This window comes from Kribbella sp. DT2 (genome assembly GCF_049844575.1).
GTDB lineage: Bacteria > Actinomycetota > Actinomycetes > Propionibacteriales > Kribbellaceae > Kribbella.
In genome coordinates, this window is record NZ_JBNCLH010000003.1 from 847,517 (window position 1) to 865,989 (window position 18,473).

Sequence of the window (18,473 nt, forward strand, 5' to 3'; positions counted from 1 at the left end):
CGGGGAGATCCGGCGAACAGCCGGGCGCGGCTGCGGGGCTGCGGGGCTGCGGGGCTGCCGGGCTGCGGGGCTCGTGCCGAGCGCAGCGATGGCCCGGGGGCGCCGCCGCCTCCTCCCCGTCTCCTCCCCGCCTCCTCCCCTCCCCGCCCCCTCCCCTCCCACGCTCACTCCCTCCGGCTTCGTGAACTCGTACGGTGGTTGTGTCCGTCGTGGCGGGTGCTGTTCGTCGGTGGGGTGAATCGATCAGAGGAGTCCGGATGAAGTACCTGTTGATGATCTGTGGGGACGAGTCGGCCGAGGCGCACGCGCAGGACGGGTGCGGTGGCTGGTCCGAGGAGATGGAGGCTCGCGGGGTGGTCCGCGGCGGCGCCGGGTTGCGGCCGCCGCAGGAGGCGACGACCGTGCGGGTGCGGAACGACGAGCTGCTGCTCACCGATGGACCGTTCGCGGAGACCAAGGAGCAGATCGGCGGGTTCGTGCTGATCGAGTGCGCCGATCTGGACGAGGCGATCGAGATCGCCGGCAAGCACCCGGCGGCGTCGTACGGGACGATCGAGATCCGCCCGGTGCTCGACGGGCCGCCTGACGGTGCCTGACAGGGCCGGCCCGAGTGGGAGCGTCCGGATGAGTGTTACCGAGCGCCTCGGCCGGGTGTTCCGGGAGGAGCGGGGTCAGGTGCTGGCCACGCTGATCCGGGTCACCGGGGACTGGGACGTGGCCGAGGAGTGCGTGCAGGAGGCCTTCGCGGCGGCGCTGCGGCGCTGGCCGGAGGACGGCGTACCGGACAAGCCAGGGGCCTGGCTGACGACCACGGCTCGGCGGCGGGCGATCGACTGGATGCGGCGCGAGGCGGTCGGGGCGGCGAAGCTGCGGGAGGTGGCGGTGATGAGTGATGTGGAGAGGGCGGAGGAGCCTGCGAGCGTCGTCCAGGACGATCAGCTGCGGCTGATGTTCACCTGCTGCCACCCGGCGCTGGCGATGGAGACCAGGGTTGCGCTGACGCTGCGGACGCTGGCCGGGCTGTCGACCGCTGAGATCGCGCGGGCCTTCCTGGTGGGGGAGGAGGCGATGTCCAAGCGGCTCACCCGGGCCAAGCAGAAGATCAAGCACGCGGGCATCCCGTACCGGGTGCCGCCGGACCATCTGCTGCCTGAACGGACTCCCGCCGTACTGGCTGTGCTGTACCTGCTGTTCAACGAGGGGTACGCCGCGACGGCCGGCGCTGAGCTCGTACGGCGTGGGCTTGCTGCGGAGGCGATCCGGCTGGCCCGTCTGCTGGTGCGGCTGATGCCGGACGAGCCGGAGGCGGCCGGGCTGCTCGCGCTGATGCTGCTGCACAACGCCCGACGGGACACGCGCTCGGCCGGCGGCGTACTGGTCACGCTGGAGGACCAGGACCGCAGCCGCTGGCACCTGGACGAGATCACCGAGGGCACCGACCTGCTGGACGCGGCACTCGCCAGGCGGCAGCCAGGCCCGTACCAAGTCCAAGCAGCCATCGCCGCCTGCCATGCGACGGCGCCGACCGCTGCCGACACCGACTGGCCGCAGATCGCCGCCCTGTACGCGCAGCTGAAGCAGACACCGATCGTCAGACTCAACCGCATCGTCGCCATCGGCATGGCCGACGGCCCAGCGGTCGGCCTGAAGCTGCTGGACAGTTTGGAAGGCCTGGACGGGTACTACCTGCTCCCAGCCACCCGAGCCGACTTCCTGCGCCGCCTGAGTCGCCGAGCCGAGGCAGCCGACGCGTACCAAGCAGCCGTCGCCCTGGCAAAGACGGACGCCGAGCGCACCTACCTGCAACGCCGCCTGGAGCAGATGTCCGGCTAGGCGCGGGCCGTTCGTCGGTAGAACATGACAGACGTTCAGAAAGCCATCGCCGCCGAGCGCACCGACCTTGTCGCCGTACTGCGCAACCTCTCCGCCGACGACTGGGACCGGCAGACCCTCTGCGAGGGCTGGCAGGTCCGCGAGCTGGTGGCGCACATCGTGATGCCGTACCTGTACTCCACCCCACGCGTCCTCAAGGAAATGCTCAAGAGCCGCGGCAACTTCCACCGAATGGCAGACCGCCGAGCCCGCGCCGACGCCGCGGCCCTCACGCCCGAAGACCTCGTCAAGACCCTCGAGGCCAACATCCACCACCCCTGGACGCCTCCCGGCAGCGGTCCCACCGCGGCGCTGTCCCACGACGTCATCCACGGCCTCGACCTCACCGTTGCCCTAGGCATCAACCGCCACGTCCCGCTCGACCGCCTCCAACTCGTGCTCGAAGGCGCCAGCCCCAAACACCTGAAGTACTTCGGCGTAGACCTCACCGGCCTCCAGCTCCGGGCCACCGACCTCGACTGGACCCTGGGCACCGGCACCCCTGTCGCGGCTCCAGCCCAGACCCTCCTCCTTCTCGTCTCCGGCCGTCGGCTTCCCGCCGATCAGCTCCCTGGCCAACTGGCCGAACGTTTCGGCCGGTAGCAGTTTCCGGCCACGCGGGACGGGTCCCGGGGCCGGTGATCTACGGTCGCTCCCTGCGGATCGGAGCGTGGATTTTGCTGGTGGTGCTCGCAGCAGCGGGATGTGCGGGCGGCGAGGCGCCGGATCCCGCGCCGGACGTCTTCGGCGAGTACACACGATCGGGCTCTGTCGTCGACGACCGGTTCCCCAGCGCCGGGTCGGGGGACGACCGCGTGGCGAACTTCGCGGCGATGGGCACGCCCGAACAGATCCAGTCCAGGCTGCTGGCGGCATTCCCGTGCAGCGACTCGTCCAGCGAAGCGAGCGGCTTCGACACCAGCTGCTGAAGGCCGACGACGTCATCCGTGTCCCCGCAACCTCACCGCCGTACCGGGAGAGGGCGAGATCGTCACGGTCTACGGCCACACCCGCTCGACGTACTGGATCTGGGTCGCCGCGGCCGGTGGCGTACTGGTGCTCGTACTGATCCTGGTGGCCGTCGTACGCCGCCGCTCGATCTGGCCGAACTGAGCGAAGGCCCGGGCCGGGAACAACCACCCGGCCGCCGAGGTTGTCCCAGACGTGCATGGTGAGTACAAGGTCCCCGGCGGAAAGCTCGTCGTAGCCGACCTCGAGGTCCTCGACGACACGGTCCTGCGGGCCCAGATCAGCGGGGACTTCTTCCTCGAACCCGACGACGCGCTGCAGCGGATCAACGCGGCCCTGGCCGGTACGCCGGTCGACCTGCCCGCCGCCCAGGTCGCTGCCCGGATCAAGGCGGTCCTCGGTGACGGCGTCGAGATGCTCGGGTTCTCGCCGGAGGCGGTCGCGGTCGCCGTACGGCGTGCGCTGACCGGCGCGACCGGCTGGCACGACCACCCGTGGGAGTTCGTGCACGACGTACCGCGGGCGCCCGCGTTGCAGATGGCGCTCGACGAGGTGCTGACCGAGCAGGTCGGATCGGGCGAGCGCCCGCCGACGCTGCGGGTCTGGGAGTGGGCGTCGAACGCGGTGATCATCGGCAGCTTCCAGTCACTGCGCAACGAGGTCGACCTGGACGGCGCGGCCGAGAACGACGTCACCGTCGTACGGCGGATCAGCGGCGGCGGCGCGATGTTCGTCGAGCCGGGCAACACGATCACGTACTCGCTCTACGTCCCCGAGTCGCTGGTCTCCGGCCTGTCGTACGTCGACTCGTACGCGTTCCTGGACGACTGGGTGATCGGCGCGCTCAACGACCTCGGCATCGCCGCGACGTACCAGCCGATCAACGACATCACCTCGCCCGCGGGCAAGATCGCGGGCGCCGCGCAGAAGCGGTTCGCCGGGGGAGCGGTGCTGCACCACGTGACGATGGCCTACGACATGGACGCCGCGAAGATGCTGCAGGTGCTGCGGATCGGCCGCGAGAAGCTGTCCGACAAGGGCACCAAGAGCGCCGCCAAGCGCGTCGACCCGCTGCGCAGCCAGACCGGTCTCGAGCGCGCCGACGTGATCGACCGGATGGTCGCCTCGTTCCGCGGCCGCTACGGCCTGGCCGCCGGCGAGATCTCCGCGGAGACGGTCGCCGAGGCCGAGGAGCGGGTGGTCAGGAAGTTCGGCACCGAGGAGTGGCTCAGGCAGGTCCCATGACTGTGCTGATGCCTCGCCTCCGGCTCGGCGGGTCATGGGGCTGAACCTCCTGGCCTTCCCTCGTCGTTAGGTCGCTTCGCTCCCTCTCTCCTCAGTCCAGGCCAGGAGGCCCCATGACCAGCGCGTTTCCGCTGACGCGCACGCGGTTGTCGCTGTCGCGCAGCTCGACCTCGATCCGGCTCGGCCGGCCGAGATCGTCGCCCTGCCGGAGCTGCAGCGTGACGGGCGGCTGCACCAGCCCGAGCTCCCGCAGGTAGGCGCCGAGGGCCGCGGCGGCCGCACCGGTTGCCGGGTCCTCGACGACTCCACCGACCGGGAACGGGTCGCGCACGTGGAACACCGTCGGCGACTCGCGCCAGACGAGTTGCAGTGTGGTGAGGTCGCGTTCCAGCATGAAGGCCAGCAGCCGGTCGAAGTCGTAGTCCAGGTCCGCCAGCCGCTGCCGGGTCGCCGCCGCCAGCACGAGATGGCGGGCACCCGCGTAGGCGACGTACGGCGGAAGCTCGGGGTCCAGCTCGTCGGCCTGCCAGCCGAGGATGTCGAGCACCTCGGTGACATCGCTGACCGGGTCGACGTACGGCTCGACGCTCGTCAGCGTGGCCCGCAGTCCGTCCGGACCCTGCTCGACCAGCACCGGTACCAGTCCGGCCGGCGTCGAGAACGTGAACTCACCGGCGCCGACCCGCTCGGCCACCGCGACAGCGGTCGCCACCGTCGCGTGCCCGCAGAACGGCACCTCGGCCTGCGGCGAGAAGTACCGGATCGGCACCACACCGTCCGCGCCTTCCACGCCCTGCGTGAGGAACGCACTCTCCGAGTAGCCGACCTCCGCCGCGATCTCCTGCATCGCCGCAGCGGACAGCCCGGCCGCGTCGAGCACCACTCCGGCGGGATTGCCGCCGGCCGGATCGGTGGTGAAGGCGGTGTAGCGCAGCACAGTCATGCCCCCATCCAAGCACCGACAGGCTGCGGTCAACGGCGTGGCCCACACGGCACTCCGGGTCACCGAACACCTTGTACGCCGGGGGCACCGCCCGCTGGTGGTCGCACCGGCACCACCACCGCAGTACGGGCCCGCCAAGGACGAGGTGTGCCCGGTCGTCCGCATCCCTGCCGTGTCCTGGCCTGGCCCGGCTACCCGTCGGTGCGAGTGGTGCTGCCGAGCCGCGAGACCGTCGGTGGCGTGGCGGCGGCTCCGGTCGGTGCGCGCGGCCGCGGACCGCACGCTGGCGTTGTCAACGGCATCCGAACTGAGTCTGGAAGCACAGGGGATCCCCAGGGTCCACATCTGCCCGCACGGCGTGGACTCCGTCCGCTTCCACCCGGTCGACCGGGACGACGAGCTGCGGCGGACGCTGGCACCGACGGCGAGGTGCTGGTCGGGTACGTCGGCCGGCTGGCGCCGGAGAAGCACGTGTAGTTGCTCAAGGCAACCTGTGATCTGCCGGGCGTGCGGGTGGTGATCGTCGGCGACGGCCCGAGTGGTCGGCAGTTGCGGAACGCGTTGCCCCGTGCGGTGTTCCTCGGCCGGCGTACCGGTGCGGAGCTGGCGACCATCTACGCGTCGCTGGACGTGTTAGCGCACACGGGGCCGTTCGAGACGTTCGGACTCACCGTGCAGGAGGCGATGGCCAGCGGCCTGCCGGTCGTCGCTCCGGCCGCCAGCGGCCCGCTGGACCTGGTCGACCACGGCCGCACGGGGTACCTGGTGCCGCCGCTCGACCAGTACGCCGTACGGGATGCTGTGCGGACTCTGGTCGCGTCCCCTGACCTGCGTGTCGCCTTCGGCCGGACGGCGCGCGCCACGGCGGTCACCCGCACGTGGGAAGCGACGGGCGACGTGATCCTGGACCACTACGCGGAGATCCTGGCCGAACGTGGCAGCCCGACGGTTCAGCTGAGGCCGAGCGCGTAGTGCGGCGCCGATCTACCGGCCGGCACCCAGGAAGGTCGTGACGGCGGAACGGGCGGTCTGAGTCTGGTAGGAGCCCCAGGCGACGTCGAACGCGTGGTCGCTGTAGGGCAGGTAGATGGCTTGGTGGTCGACCTTCGCGCGGCTGAGCGCCTCGTCGAGCAGGTGCGACTGGGACTGCGGCACGAGGTAGTCCCGCTCGCCCTGCAGGATCAGGGTTCGCGGCATCCCCGGGCGGATATAGGTGACCGGAGAGAAGGCCCGGTAGCGATCAGGGTGCTCCGCCGCCGTACCGCCCAGAACGTTGGTGAGCACGCTGCGCCCGGCCTCCGTGCTGTCCGGGCCGGTGGCGTAGGCCTCCAGGTCCGCCGGGCCGTAGAAGCTGACCACCGACTTGACTTTGCCCTCCGGGCCGCCGCAACTGGACGGGAACTGGCCGGTGCCGGTGGTGTAGGCGGTCATCAGGGCCAGGTGACCGCCTGCGGACTGGCCCAGCACCGAGATGTTGGCCGGGTCGATCCCGTACTTCGCGGCGTTGGCGGTGACCCAGCCCAGCGCACACTTGCTGTCGGCAACGGTCGCCTGCCACGCGGTGCCCGTCGGGACGTCGCCCACCATCCGGTACTCGATGTCGAAGACGGTGAATCCCAGCCGGGTCAGCAGCCGGTCCCAGTCCGGAGTCTGCCCACGGCTGCCGGAGCTCCAGCCGCCGCCGTGGATGTGCAGGACCGCGGCGCGTGAGTTCTTGTCCTGGCTGGGCCACACGTCCAGATCCAGCCCGTGGCCGTTCGGCGCGGCGAAGCGAACCGTGCGGTGCGGGTCAGGAGAGCCGAGATTCAGGCGTGCAGCGTTGGCCAGGTACTCGCCGGGACCGACGTCCGCGCCGGCCGCGGTCGCCGTATTCGCCGCGGCGACCAGGGGAACCAGGCCGGTCGCCAGGGACAGGGCGGTCGCCAGGACGGACAGAACCACCGCCGCCCGCCGTTGCCGCCGGATCGCGATCAACAGGAGAACCAGCGCGAAGACGGTGAGAACAACGACGTGGAAAGGGAACGCCCGAAGGAAGGCCGCGGGGAGGAACAGTGGCCTGCGGTCGAAGAACATCAACCAGCAAGTGGCGACCGCGAGCAAGGTGAGCAGCCCGGTCAGCGCCGTCAGCAGCCAGTGCCTTCCGGTCTTCGCCGGGGCGTTGTCTTCGTCCACCGACCGACCGTAGCTGGTGCTCCCGCGGCCGGCGGGAGCGCCGCGAGCCGTGAAAAAGGACCAGTCTCGTCACAGTTGTGCAACTCGACCGGTCCTGGATCTTCCGCGCCCCCGGCAGGATTCGAACCTGCGCACCCGCCTCCGGAGGGCGGTGCTCTATCCCCTGAGCTACGGGGGCTCAGGAACGAGCAGAACAGTAGCAGGTGATCCCCTCAGGTCCCGAATCGGGCTGGGGCGTCGGGGTGACCCCTGAACGGTCCCCGACTCCTCCGCGCGGCGGGATCTCCACGGCCCGGGGCGACGTCATAGTGGTCGTAACCCACCAGCCGAAAGGAAATTCGATGGCTACCTCTTTGGTCCGTCCGTCCCGCGGTCGCTGGTTCGGCGGTGTCTGCGCCGGCCTCGCGCGCCGGTTCGGCACCACGCCGAACACCATGCGGCTGATCTTCGTGATCAGCTGCATCCTGCCCGGCCCGCAGGTTCTGATCTACCTCGTGCTGTGGATCTTGATGCCTGCTGAGGACTGACCACCCGCAAGGTTCCCCGGACCGGCGTGAAACCCTGCTCCCCATGAGAGCAGGTCGCCGGGTGTTCGCCGCCGTCGTGGTGGCGGTGCTCCCGGTCGTGGCCGGCTGCCAGGTCGGTCCGGCCCCGCCCGGTCCGGCCGAGACCCGCGAGGGGCCGCCGCCGTGGGACGCGCCGCGCGACGCGGTCTCGTACATCGACCAGGCCGGGATGGAACGGCTGCCGCTCGATTTCAGCGGCCCGATGCCGTACACGGTGAACCTCGCGCTCACCCTCGACGGTACGGCGGTGAAGATCCCGGCCGGGATCGGTGTGGACCGGGTCCGCGCCGAGCAGGCCGCGGTGCACACCCACACCGACGACGGCCTGGTCTACGTCGAGGCGAAGACCCAGGCCGAGCGGCCGACGCTGAAGCAGTTCTTCCAGCTCTGGGGCGTCCGGTACGACGGCAAGTGCGTCGGCGACGTCTGCGGCACGGTCACGGTCGAGCTGAACGGTCAGCCGGCCGCGTGGGACACCAAACTGGTTCGGCAGAGCAAGATCCAGGTCACCGCGACACGGTGAGTCCGCCAGGTGGAACGCTCGGGTGGCAGGAAGTGGCAGACTGCGGCCGGTGACCCGCCCCTTACGCTTGGCTGTGCGCATGCGAACGAGTACGCCCCTGGCCGCCGCCGTCCTGGCGGTCAGTCTCACCGCCTGCGGCGGCGGGAGCGACACCAGCGCGAGCCCGGCCGGAAGCCCGGGCTCGCCGCCTCCGGCCGAGGAGTCGTCGGCCGCGCCGACGACCTCGGCCCCGCTCCCGACCGGCCCGTACGCGAAGGACGGGTTCAACTACCCGGCCTGCAAGGACGGCGCCTGCGAGATCTACGTCCGCACCGGCACCCGCGTCCCGATGAAGACGAGCGTGGCCGGCTTCGGCACGCTCCTGGTCAGCAAGGCGACCGCCAGCGGCGTCGACTTCGCCGGCAAGAGCCCCGACGCGGCCGGCAGCATCGGCCAGCAGCCCGGCTACCGGGCCCGGATCGGCAAGCTCGACGTCGTCACGGTCACCGTCAACCAGCGCCACCCGGCGGGCAACGGCGTCGAAACCCTCGCCATCCTCCGCCTCAGCCCCGCCTGAGGCGTCGTCCGGGACACGCCTGGGGTGGCGGTGGGTCCCGGCCTGTGGATGGCGAAGGTGGAGGCCGGCCCGCGGGCCATTAGGCTGAGCGGGTGACTCCGGAACAGCTCGCTGAGAAGATCCTGCAGGCCCTGACCGCGCTCGTCGACGACGGCACCATCACTGTCGACGGCGGGTTGCCGGGCGAGCTGAAGGTCGAGCGCCCCAAGAACCCCGAGCACGGGGACTACGCGACCAACGTCGCGATGCAGCTGGGCAAGCGCTCGGGGATGAACCCGCGCGCCTTCGCCGAGCTGCTCGCCGCCCAGCTGGGCAGCGACGAGGCGATCACCGCCGTCGAGATCGCCGGGCCCGGTTTCATCAACATCCGGGTCGCCGCCGATGCCCAGGGCAAGATCGCGCAGTCGGTCCTCGACGCCGGTTCGGCGTACGGCGGCAGCGACAGCCTCAAGGGGCAGGCGATCAACCTCGAGTTCATCTCCGCGAACCCGACCGGCCCGCTGCACCTGGGCCACACCCGCTGGGCCGCTGTCGGCGACGCGCTGGCCCGCGTGCTGACCAAGGCCGGCGCGGTGGTCACCCGCGAGTTCTACGTCAACGACCGCGGCGCCCAGATGGACAAGTTCGGCGCCTCGCTCAAGGCGGCCGCGCACGGGGACCCGATCCCCGAGGACGGCTACCACGGGGAGTACATCGGCGAGCTGGCCCAGCGCATCGTCGACGAGATCCCCTCGATCATGATGCTGCCCGACGCCGAGCAGAGCGTCGCCTTCCGCGAGGCCGGGTACGAGCGGCAGCTCAAGGAGCAGCAGGACCAGCTCGAGCACTTCCGGACCAAGTTCGACGTCTGGATGTCGGAGCGCAGCCTGCACGAGCAGGACGGTGTCGGTCACGCGATCGAGAAGCTCCGCGCCCAGGGCCACCTGTACGACGACGACGGCGCGCTGTGGATGCGGACGACCGACTTCACCGACGACAAGGACCGGGTGCTGATCCGGTCCAACGGCGAGCCGACGTACTTCGCCTCGGACGCGGCGTACTACGTGAACAAGCGCGAGCGCGGTTTCGAGGTCGCGATCTACCTGCTCGGCGCCGACCACCACGGGTACGTGAACCGCCTGAAGGCGATCGCGGCCTGCGCCGGCGACGACCCCGAAAACAACATCGAGATCCTGATCGGCCAGCTGGTGAAGATCATCAGAGGAGGCGAGGAGATGAAGCTGTCCAAGCGGGCCGGCACCATCGTCACGCTGGCCGAGCTGGTCGAGGAGAGCGGTGTCGACCCGCTGCGGTACACGCTGTGCCGCTACCCGGTCGACTCGCCGCTGACGCTGGACATCGAGGAGATGACCCGCCAGGTCAGCGAGAACCCGGTCTACTACGTGCAGTACGCGCACGCCCGGCTGGCCTCGATCCTGCGCAACGCCGGCGACCTCGGCATCAAGCTGGACGAGTTCGAGCCCGGCCTGCTCAGCCACGAGCGCGAGGGCGACCTGCTCCGCGCGCTGGCCGACTTCCCGCGGGTCGTGGCGACGGCGGCCGAGCTGCGCGAGCCGCACCGGATCGCGCGCTACCTGGAGGACACCGCGTCCGCGTTCCACAAGTTCTACGACAGCTGCCGGGTGCTCCCGCGCGGCGACGAGGAGGTGGAGCCGGTGCACAAGGCTCGCCTGACCCTGGTCGGTGCGACCAGGACCGTGCTCGCCAACGGGCTGGACCTGCTCGGCGTCTCCGCTCCGGAGCGGATGTGAGGGCGCACGAGGCGGGCACGCTGCACGCCGACATCGGGCACAAGGCACCGCCCTGGCTGCGGGCGCCCCGCGACGTCAACGACCTGGTCCCGGCGCTGTGGTCCGGCACGGCGAAGAAGACCGCCGAAGGGTCGCTGGCCGTCGGCGGTGTCGACCTCCGCGACCTGGTTGCCGAGCACGGTAGCCCGGCGTATGTGCTGGACGAGGACGACTTCCGCGGCCGGGCGCGGGCGTTCAAGAACGCGTTCAAGGACATGGACGTGTACTACGCAGGCAAAGCCTTTCTCTGTACGACGGTCGTGCGCTGGGTGATGGAGGAGGGGCTCAACCTCGACATCTGCAGCGGCGGCGAGCTCGCGGTCGCGCTGCGCGCCGGCGCCGACCCGCAACGCCTCGGCTTCCACGGCAACAACAAGTCCGTGCGGGAGCTGACCCGCGCGCTGGAGGCCGGGGTCGGCCGGATCATCGTCGACTCGCTGTACGAGATCGACCGGCTGATCGCGCTGGCCGCCGAGCGCGACCTGGTCGCGCCGGTGATGGTCCGGGTCACCGCCGGCGTCGAGGCGCACACCCACGAGTACATCGCGACCGCGCACGAGGACCAGAAGTTCGGCTTCTCGATCACCTCCGGCGCGGCCTTCGAAGCCGTTGCCAAGGTCAACGAAGCGCCGGAGCTGCGGCTGCTCGGCCTGCACTCGCACATCGGGTCGCAGATCTTCGACACGGGTGGCTTCGAGCTGGCCGCCAAGCGGCTGATCGCGTTGCACGCAAGGGTTTCCGTCGAGCTCGGTGTCGACATGCCCGAGCTCGACCTGGGTGGCGGCTTCGGCATCGCCTACACCACCCAGGACGACCCGGCCGATCCCGCGCAGCTGGCCACCGAGATGACCAAGATCGTCGAGCACGAGTGCCGGGCCTACGAGGTCGAGGTGCCGAAGATCTCGATCGAGCCCGGGCGCGCGATCGTCGGGCCGGCGGTCTGCACGGTCTACTCGGTCGGCACCGTCAAGGAGGTCTCGCTGGAGGCCGGCGCCTCCCGCACCTACATCTCCGTCGACGGCGGGATGAGCGACAACATCCGCACCGCCCTGTACGACGCGGACTACTCCTGCACGCTGGTGAACCGGTACTCGGGCGCCACTCCGGCGCTGGCGCGCGTGGTCGGCAAGCACTGCGAGTCCGGCGACATCGTGGTCAAGGACGAGTTCCTGCCCGGCGACATCGTCCCCGGCGACCTCGTCGCCGTACCGGGCACCGGCGCGTACTGCCGCTCGATGGCGAGCAACTACAACCACGTACCGCGGCCACCGGTGATCGCGGTCAAGGACGGGCAGACCCGCGTCGTCATCCGGCGTGAGACCGAGGACGACCTGCTGCTGCTGGACATGGGGGCCGAGTAATGCCATCAGACAAGCCGTTGAAGGTGGCGCTGCTGGGGTGCGGCGTCGTCGGCACCGAGGTGGTCCGGATCCTGACCACGCGCGCCGACGACCTGGCCGCGCGGGTCGGCGCACCGCTCGAGATCGCCGGCATCGCCGTACGGCGTGGTGGGCGTGAGCGTGACATCGCCGTCGACCCGTCGCTGATCACCACCGACGCGCAGGCCCTGGTCAGCCGCGACGACCTGGACCTCGTGATCGAGGTGATCGGGGGCCTGGAGCCGGCCCGCGGGCTGATCCTGACCGCGCTCGAGCACGGCGCTTCGGTCGTCACGGCGAACAAGGCGCTGCTGGCCGAGGACGGGCCGACGCTGTTCGCCGCCGCCGAGAAGTACGAGCGCGACCTGTACTTCGAGGCCGCCGTGGCCGGCGCGATCCCGATCCTGCGGCCGCTGCGCGAGTCGCTGGCCGGTGACGACGTGACCCGGGTGATGGGCATCGTCAACGGCACGACGAACTACATCCTCGACAAGATGGACTCCACCGGCGCCGGGTTCGACGAGGCGCTGGCCGAGGCGCAGGCGCTCGGGTACGCCGAGGCCGACCCGACCGCCGACATCGAGGGCTTCGACGCGGCCGCGAAGGCCGCGCTGCTGGCCAGCCTGGCCTTCCACACCCGGGTGTCGATCGCCGACGTGCACCGCGAGGGCATCACCGACGTGTCCGCGACCGACATCGCCTCGGCCCGCGAGATGGGCTGCGTGGTGAAGTCGCTGGCGATCTGCGAGCTCGACGAAACGACCGACTCGGTCAGTGCTCGCGTCTACCCGGCGATGATCCCGCTGAACCACCCGCTGGCCTCGGTCCGCGACGCGTACAACGCCGTGTTCGTGGAATCCAAAGCGGCCGGCCAGCTGATGTTCTATGGTCGTGGTGCCGGCGGCGCCCCGACGGCCAGTGCTGTCCTCGGGGATCTGGTGTCCGCCGCGCGCAACCGGCTCAAGGGAGTGCCGGGGGTCGGCGAGTCGTCGTACACCCAGCGAGCCGTACGGCCGATGGGCGACGCGATGACCCGCTACCACGTGTCGCTGGACGTGGCCGACAAGGCCGGCGTGCTGTCGGCGGTGGCCCACGCGTTCTCCGAGCACGACGTGTCGATCCAGACCGTCCGCCAGGAGGGCCGGGGAGGTGACGCGCAACTCGTGGTCGTCACCCACACCGCCACCGACGCCGCGCTGTCGGCCACCGTGGAGACCCTGCGCGACATGGACATCGTTCGTGAAGTCAGCAGTGTGATGCGGGTCGAAGGGGATTGATTCGGATGGCTCATCAGTGGCGTGGCGTGATCGAGGAGTACCGCGACCGGCTGCCGGTCTCCACGGATACTCCGGTGGTCACGCTCGGCGAGGGCGGTACGCCGCTGGTGGCCGCGCAGTGGCTGTCCGAGCAGACCAACTGCGAGGTCTGGCTCAAGGTCGAGGGCAACAACCCGACCGGCTCGTTCAAGGACCGCGGCATGACGGTCGCGATCTCGCTGGCCGCGCAGGCCGGGGACAAGGCCGTCGTCTGCGCCTCGACCGGGAACACCTCGGCGTCCGCCGCGGCGTACGCGGTGCGGGCCGGGCTGATCCCGCTGGTGCTGATCCCGGCCGGGCGGATCGCGCAGGGCAAGCTCGCGCAGGCGATCGTGCACGGCGCGCAGCTGGTGCAGGTCGACGGCGGGTTCGACGACTGCCTGCGGATCGTGCGCGAGCTCGGCAAGCACTACCCGGTCGCGCTGGTGAACTCGGTCAACCCGGTGCGGCTGGAAGGGCAGAAGACCGCCGCGTTCGAGGTGGTCGACGCGCTGGGTGACGCGCCGGACCTGCACGTGCTGCCGGTGGGCAACGCGGGCAACATCGCGGCGTACTGGAAGGGGTACGGCGAGTACGCCAAGGACAAGCTGGCGACACGACGGCCGCGGATGTGGGGGTTTCAGGCCGAGGGCGCGGCGCCGATCGTGAACGGCGCGATCGTCGCGAAGCCGGACACCCTGGCGACCGCGATCCGCGTCGGCAACCCGGCGTCGTGGACCCTGGCCGAGAACGCCCGCGACGAGTCGGGTGGTCTGATCGAGGCCGTGACGGACGACCAGATCCTCACCGCCCAACGCGAGCTCGCCGCCCGCGAAGGCGTCTTCGTCGAACCAGCCTCCGCCGCCGGTGTCGCCGGCCTCCTGTCCCTGAAGGCCGCCGGCCGAGTCGACGGCGGCCAGACCATCGTCATCACCGTCACCGGCCACGGCCTGAAGGACATCGACACAGCACTGTCGTCGGCCCCACCGGCAGAAGCAGTAGTCACCCCAGCCGACACCGACGCGGTCGCCCGAGTTGCCGGACTGGCCTGAGTTGGCGGCGCAGCCGAGTGATTTCGGGGCACCGCCGTCGGTGGAGTCGAGTGATTTCGGGGCACCGCCGTCGGTGAAGCCGAGTGATTTCGGGGCACCGCCGTCGGTGGAGGCGAGTGATACCGGGAGACCGCCGTCGGTGAAGCCGAGTGATACCGGGAGACCGCCGTCGGTGGAGTCGAGCGATACTGGGGCACCGCCGTCGGTGGAGGCGAGCGATACCGGGAGACCGCTGTCGGTGGAGTCGAGTGATTTCGGGGCACCGCCGTCGGCGAAGCCGACTGGCGTTCCGGGGCGGCCTGCCCTCCCCTCACCCCCATCCGGGGGCGAGGCGGGCGAAGCCCGCGAGCCCGTACTGCTTCGCGGCGAACGTGCTTCGGCGGCTGACTGTCCTCTCCCCACCGATCCCCGGCCCGCAGGGCCGGAGGAGGTGCGGGTCCGGGTGCCGGCGACCAGCGCCAACCTTGGGCCGGGGTTTGACGCCTTCGGGCTGGCGCTTGCTCTGTATGACGAACTGACGGTGCTCCCCGGTGGTTCTGGGGTTTCTGTTGAAGTCAGCGGAGCTGGAGCCGGGGAGGTTGCTCTCGACGAGTCGCATCTGGTGGTGCGGGCTCTTCGAGCTGGGCTGGATGCTCTTGGGGTTTCGGTGCCGGAGTTCGTGCTGAAGTGCACGAACCGGGTGCCGCACGGGCGGGGGCTCGGGTCTTCTTCGGCGGCGATCGTCGGCGGGATCGCCGCGGCGTACGGGCTGGCGGGGGTGGCGCTCGATCGGGAGCACATCGTCGCGCTGGCCAACGAGCTCGAGGGGCATCCGGACAACGTGGCGGCGGCTGCGTTGGGTGGGTTCACGACGGCGTGGGTCGACGGGGGAGTCGGGCGGGCGGTGCGGGCCGAGCCGGTGGAAGGGTTGCGGGCGACGGTTTACGTGCCCGAGGTCAGAGTGCTGACGAAGCAGGCACGCGGGCTGTTGCCGGACGTCGTACCGCATGCGGATGCCGCGGCGAACGCCGGACGGGCCGCGTTGCTGGTGACGGCGATCACGTCGCGGCCCGGGTTGCTGATGACGGCGACCGAGGATCGGCTGCACCAGGAGCACCGGGAACCGGTGATGCCGGAGACCTTGGCGCTCGTGCACAAGCTGCGAGGCAGTGGTCTGGCGGCCGTCGTCAGCGGAGCCGGTCCTACGGTTCTGGTGCTGGATGCCCTTTCGGGCAAGAAGATTCCGGTACTGCCGGCCGCGCCGGACGGCTGGACACGGCTCGACCTGGCGATCGATCCAGCCGGCGTACAGGTCTGGTCCACCGCCCTCGACGGCGAGAGTTCGCCCAGGGCGGAATGATCAGAACCGGACACGCGTTGTACCCCACGAGGCAGCAGAAGGACCCTCTGTGGTGCTAGTCTCGACTCACCCGATCCCCTCCAGGTGATCGGTGAACTCTCGCCGCTTCCGGGCTGTGTTCCCGGCACTCAGGTGTCCGTGGCGATCTCCCGATGAATGACCTGCGCCGCCTGCGCCGGAGAATTTCGGGGGACCGGATCCAGCGAGAACCTCTTGTACCCACGATGCCGTCCGCCGGCCGTGGGAGCTGATTCCGGGCGATGAGCCGGTCAGGACATCGTTCATCCGTGTGGGAAGGACCTCACGTGACAGAAACTGTTGAAGCCTCCAACGGCGCTACCGCGCCCGAAGCGAGCGCGAGCACGCGGCGCCGCAAGACCGGAGGCGGCCTCGAAGGCATGCTGCTCCCCGAGCTCAAGCAGCTCGCCGGGACGCTCGGCATCAAGGGCACCGGCGCGCTGCGCAAGGGCCAGCTGATCGAGGCGATCAAGGCCGCTCAGGGCGGTAGTTCGACCGGTGGCGCGAGCCGCGCCCGGTCGAGCCAGCCGACCCTGGACGAGGCGGCCGCGGAGCCGGTGGTGACGCGTGCCAAGAGCGCGCCCGCCGAGGCTCCGGTGCGCGAGGGCGGCAGTCGCCGGGCCCGCGCCGCCGCGGCCGAGACGGCCGCCGAGCAGAACGGGGCCGCGGCCCCGAGCGTGACCGCCGACGCCAAGGCCGCCGACGCCAAGGGCACTGACGCCAAGGCCGGTGCCGTCAAGGCCGCTGACGCCAAGGCCGACGAGGCCAAGGGTGCCGCCGCCAAGAACGGTGCCGCCCGGAGCAACGAGGTCCAGGCCCCGGTCACCGAGAGCGCGCCGCAGGTCACCGACCGCGCCGCCGCGCAGAACGGCACCGCCCCGGCCTCGAACGGCGCAGCCGGTGCCGACGAGCGCGAGGGCCGGTCCGAGGACCGCACCCGCGACGGTGGCCGCGAGCGCACCCGCACCCGCGAGAACCAGAACCGTGACGGCAACCGCGAGGGCCAGCAGGCCCGCGAGGGTGGCCGCGACGGTCAGCAGAACCGCGACGGCGGCCGCAACCGCACCGACGGTCGCGCCGACAGCCGCACCGAAGGTCGTACGGACAGCCGCACTGATGGCCGCGCCGAGGGCCGTACGGACAGCCGGACTGATGGCCGCGCCGACAGCCGCGCCGAGGGCCGTACGGACAGCCGGACTGATGGTCGTACGGACAGCCGCACCGACGGCCGGGGCGACAGCCGCACCGACAGCCGGGCGGACCGCACCGACGGCCGCACGGACTCGCGCAACGACGCCCGCAACGACAACCGTGGCGCCGACGACCAGGACGGCGACGGCCGGCGGCGTCGTCGCCGGGGCCGCGACCGGGACCGCAGCCGCGACGGCCGCGACACCGGTGGCCGCGACACGAACACCCGCAACCGCGGCCGCGGCGAGCGCTTCGAGGCGGAGCCGACGATCAGCGAGGACGACGTGCTCGTCCCCGCGGCCGGCATCCTCGACGTACTGGACAACTACGCGTTCGTCCGGACCAGCGGCTACCTGCCGGGCCCGAACGACGTGTACGTCGCGCTGTCGATGGTCAAGCGCTACGGCCTGCGCAAGGGCGACGCGATCACCGGTGCGGTGAAGCAGCCGTCCGACGGTGAGCGCAAGGAGAAGTTCAACCCGCTGGTCCGGATCGACACCGTGAACGGGTCGGACCCGGAGATCGCCAAGCAGCGCCAGGACTTCAACAAGCTCACGCCGCTGTACGCGACCGAGCGGCTGCGGCTCGAGACCGAGTCGAACATCCTGACCACCCGGATCGTCGACATCGTCAGCCCGATCGGCAAGGGCCAGCGCGGCCTGATCGTCTCGCCGCCGAAGGCCGGCAAGACGATGGTGCTGCAGGCGCTCGCGAACGCGATCACCACGAACAACCCCGAAGTGCACCTGATGGTCGTGCTCGTCGACGAGCGGCCCGAAGAGGTCACCGACATGCAGCGCACGGTCAAGGGTGAGGTCATCGCCTCGACCTTCGACCGTCCGGCCGACGACCACACCACGGTCGCCGAGCTGGCGATCGAGCGGGCCAAGCGCCTGGTCGAGCTCGGCCACGACGTGGTCGTCCTGCTCGACTCGATCACCCGCCTGGGCCGGGCGTACAACATCGCGGCCCCGGCCAGCGGCCGGATCCTGTCCGGCGGTGTCGACTCCTCGGCGCTGTACCCGCCGAAGCGGTTCTTCGGCGCGGCCCGCAACATCGAGGACGGCGGTTCGCTGACGATCCTGGCCACGGCCCTGATCGAGACCGGCTCCAAGATGGACGAGGTCATCTTCGAGGAGTTCAAGGGCACCGGCAACATGGAGCTGCGGCTGCGCCGCGAGTTCGCCGACCGCCGGATCTTCCCCGCCATCGACGTCGTCGCCTCCGGCACCCGCCGCGAGGAGCTGCTGATGAGCAAGGACGAGACCCAGGTGGTCTGGAAGCTGCGCCGGGTGCTGTCCGCGCTCGACGGCCAGGCGGCGCTGGAGCTGCTGATCGGCAAGCTCAAGGAGAGCAAGTCGAACATCGAGTTCCTGCTCCAGGTCAACAAAACCACCCCGAGCACCGGTGGCAACGGCCGCAACACCGACGACGGCAACTAGCGGCAACCGGCCGGCCCGGGGTGCGCGCCAGCGCCTCCCGGGCCGACTGCCGTTCCACCCCCGTTTTGGCCGTCGTCACCACAGATGGCAGACTTGTCTGTTGGTTCCGGTTCACGTCAGC

18 protein-coding genes and 1 tRNA gene are annotated in these 18,473 nt (G+C 70.6%); 15 read left to right on the top strand and 4 right to left on the bottom strand.

What is annotated here, in order from left to right:
• Nucleotides 1–257 precede the first annotated feature (257 nt).
• The 4 genes from ACLQ2O_RS17370 to ACLQ2O_RS17385 all read left to right on the top strand — a co-directional run bounded on the left by ACLQ2O_RS17370 (nt 258) and on the right by ACLQ2O_RS17385 (nt 2,801).
• A complete protein-coding gene (locus ACLQ2O_RS17370) occupies nt 258–596 on the top strand; it encodes a YciI family protein (RefSeq protein WP_425832424.1) in 339 nt (112 codons plus the stop codon).
• A gap of 28 nt (nt 597–624) precedes the next feature.
• Nucleotides 625–1,833 (top strand): RNA polymerase sigma factor, encoded by a 1,209-nt coding sequence (locus tag ACLQ2O_RS17375; protein WP_425832426.1) that lies wholly within the window; start codon nt 625–627, stop codon nt 1,831–1,833.
• A 24-nt stretch (nt 1,834–1,857) separates the two neighbouring features.
• Nucleotides 1,858–2,475: a maleylpyruvate isomerase family mycothiol-dependent enzyme gene (locus ACLQ2O_RS17380; protein ID WP_425832428.1), complete on the top strand. Its 618-nt coding sequence runs from the start codon at nt 1,858–1,860 to the stop codon at nt 2,473–2,475.
• A gap of 80 nt (nt 2,476–2,555) precedes the next feature.
• Entirely contained in the window at nt 2,556–2,801 is a 246-nt protein-coding gene (locus ACLQ2O_RS17385) for a hypothetical protein (protein ID WP_425832430.1), read from the top strand.
• Nucleotides 2,802–2,870: 69 nt separating this feature from the next.
• Here the strand turns inward: ACLQ2O_RS17385 and ACLQ2O_RS17390 are convergent, their stop codons facing one another.
• Complete coding sequence (locus tag ACLQ2O_RS17390) at nt 2,871–3,008, bottom strand: hypothetical protein (RefSeq protein ID WP_425832432.1); 138 nt, start codon at nt 3,006–3,008, stop codon at nt 2,871–2,873.
• A 28-nt stretch (nt 3,009–3,036) separates the two neighbouring features.
• Here ACLQ2O_RS17390 and ACLQ2O_RS17395 point away from each other — a divergent pair, with 28 nt between their 5' ends.
• Entirely contained in the window at nt 3,037–4,086 is a 1,050-nt protein-coding gene (locus ACLQ2O_RS17395; protein WP_425832434.1) for a lipoate--protein ligase family protein, read from the top strand.
• 91 nt (nt 4,087–4,177) lie between these two features.
• Here the strand turns inward: ACLQ2O_RS17395 and ACLQ2O_RS17400 are convergent, their stop codons facing one another.
• Nucleotides 4,178–5,029 carry a PhzF family phenazine biosynthesis protein gene (locus ACLQ2O_RS17400; protein WP_425832436.1) on the bottom strand — a complete coding sequence of 284 codons (852 nt, stop codon included), beginning with the start codon at nt 5,027–5,029 and terminating at the stop codon, nt 4,178–4,180.
• A 477-nt stretch (nt 5,030–5,506) separates the two neighbouring features.
• On the opposite strand from ACLQ2O_RS17400, the gene ACLQ2O_RS17405 reads away from it, so the two are divergent.
• Nucleotides 5,507–6,001 carry a glycosyltransferase gene (locus ACLQ2O_RS17405; protein WP_425832437.1) on the top strand — a complete coding sequence of 165 codons (495 nt, stop codon included), beginning with the start codon at nt 5,507–5,509 and terminating at the stop codon, nt 5,999–6,001.
• A 12-nt stretch (nt 6,002–6,013) separates the two neighbouring features.
• Here ACLQ2O_RS17405 and ACLQ2O_RS17410 read toward each other — a convergent pair whose 3' ends face one another.
• On the bottom strand, nt 6,014–7,201 hold the full coding sequence (locus tag ACLQ2O_RS17410) for an alpha/beta hydrolase fold domain-containing protein (RefSeq protein ID WP_425832439.1): 1,188 nt from the start codon (nt 7,199–7,201) through the stop codon (nt 6,014–6,016).
• A 106-nt stretch (nt 7,202–7,307) separates the two neighbouring features.
• Nucleotides 7,308–7,379, bottom strand: a tRNA-Arg gene (locus tag ACLQ2O_RS17415).
• Between the two features lie 163 nt (nt 7,380–7,542).
• On the opposite strand from ACLQ2O_RS17415, the gene ACLQ2O_RS17420 reads away from it, so the two are divergent.
• The 9 genes from ACLQ2O_RS17420 to rho all read left to right on the top strand — a co-directional run bounded on the left by ACLQ2O_RS17420 (nt 7,543) and on the right by rho (nt 18,352).
• Nucleotides 7,543–7,728: a PspC domain-containing protein gene (locus tag ACLQ2O_RS17420; protein WP_425832441.1), complete on the top strand. Its 186-nt coding sequence runs from the start codon at nt 7,543–7,545 to the stop codon at nt 7,726–7,728.
• Between the two features lie 43 nt (nt 7,729–7,771).
• The gene (locus ACLQ2O_RS17425) at nt 7,772–8,290 is read left to right on the top strand and encodes a hypothetical protein (protein WP_425832443.1); all 519 of its coding nucleotides are present in this window, start codon (nt 7,772–7,774) and stop codon (nt 8,288–8,290) included.
• Between the two features lie 79 nt (nt 8,291–8,369).
• On the top strand, nt 8,370–8,846 hold the full coding sequence (locus tag ACLQ2O_RS17430) for a hypothetical protein (protein WP_425832445.1): 477 nt from the start codon (nt 8,370–8,372) through the stop codon (nt 8,844–8,846).
• A gap of 92 nt (nt 8,847–8,938) precedes the next feature.
• A complete protein-coding gene (gene argS, locus ACLQ2O_RS17435) occupies nt 8,939–10,597 on the top strand; it encodes an arginine--tRNA ligase (protein ID WP_425832447.1) in 1,659 nt (552 codons plus the stop codon).
• Entirely contained in the window at nt 10,594–11,997 is a 1,404-nt protein-coding gene (gene lysA, locus ACLQ2O_RS17440) for a diaminopimelate decarboxylase (RefSeq protein ID WP_425832449.1), read from the top strand. Before argS ends, lysA begins: the two co-directional genes overlap by 4 nt.
• A complete protein-coding gene (locus ACLQ2O_RS17445) occupies nt 11,997–13,292 on the top strand; it encodes a homoserine dehydrogenase (protein ID WP_425832451.1) in 1,296 nt (431 codons plus the stop codon). Before lysA ends, ACLQ2O_RS17445 begins: the two co-directional genes overlap by 1 nt.
• 5 nt (nt 13,293–13,297) lie before the next feature.
• Nucleotides 13,298–14,362 (top strand): threonine synthase, encoded by a 1,065-nt coding sequence (gene thrC / locus ACLQ2O_RS17450; RefSeq protein WP_425832453.1) that lies wholly within the window; start codon nt 13,298–13,300, stop codon nt 14,360–14,362.
• Between the two features lie 442 nt (nt 14,363–14,804).
• Complete coding sequence (gene thrB, locus ACLQ2O_RS17455) at nt 14,805–15,701, top strand: homoserine kinase (RefSeq protein ID WP_425832455.1); 897 nt, start codon at nt 14,805–14,807, stop codon at nt 15,699–15,701.
• 305 nt (nt 15,702–16,006) lie between these two features.
• Nucleotides 16,007–18,352, top strand: coding sequence for a transcription termination factor Rho (gene rho / locus ACLQ2O_RS17460; protein ID WP_425832457.1), 2,346 nt, complete (start codon nt 16,007–16,009; stop codon nt 18,350–18,352).
• Nucleotides 18,353–18,473 lie beyond the last annotated feature (121 nt).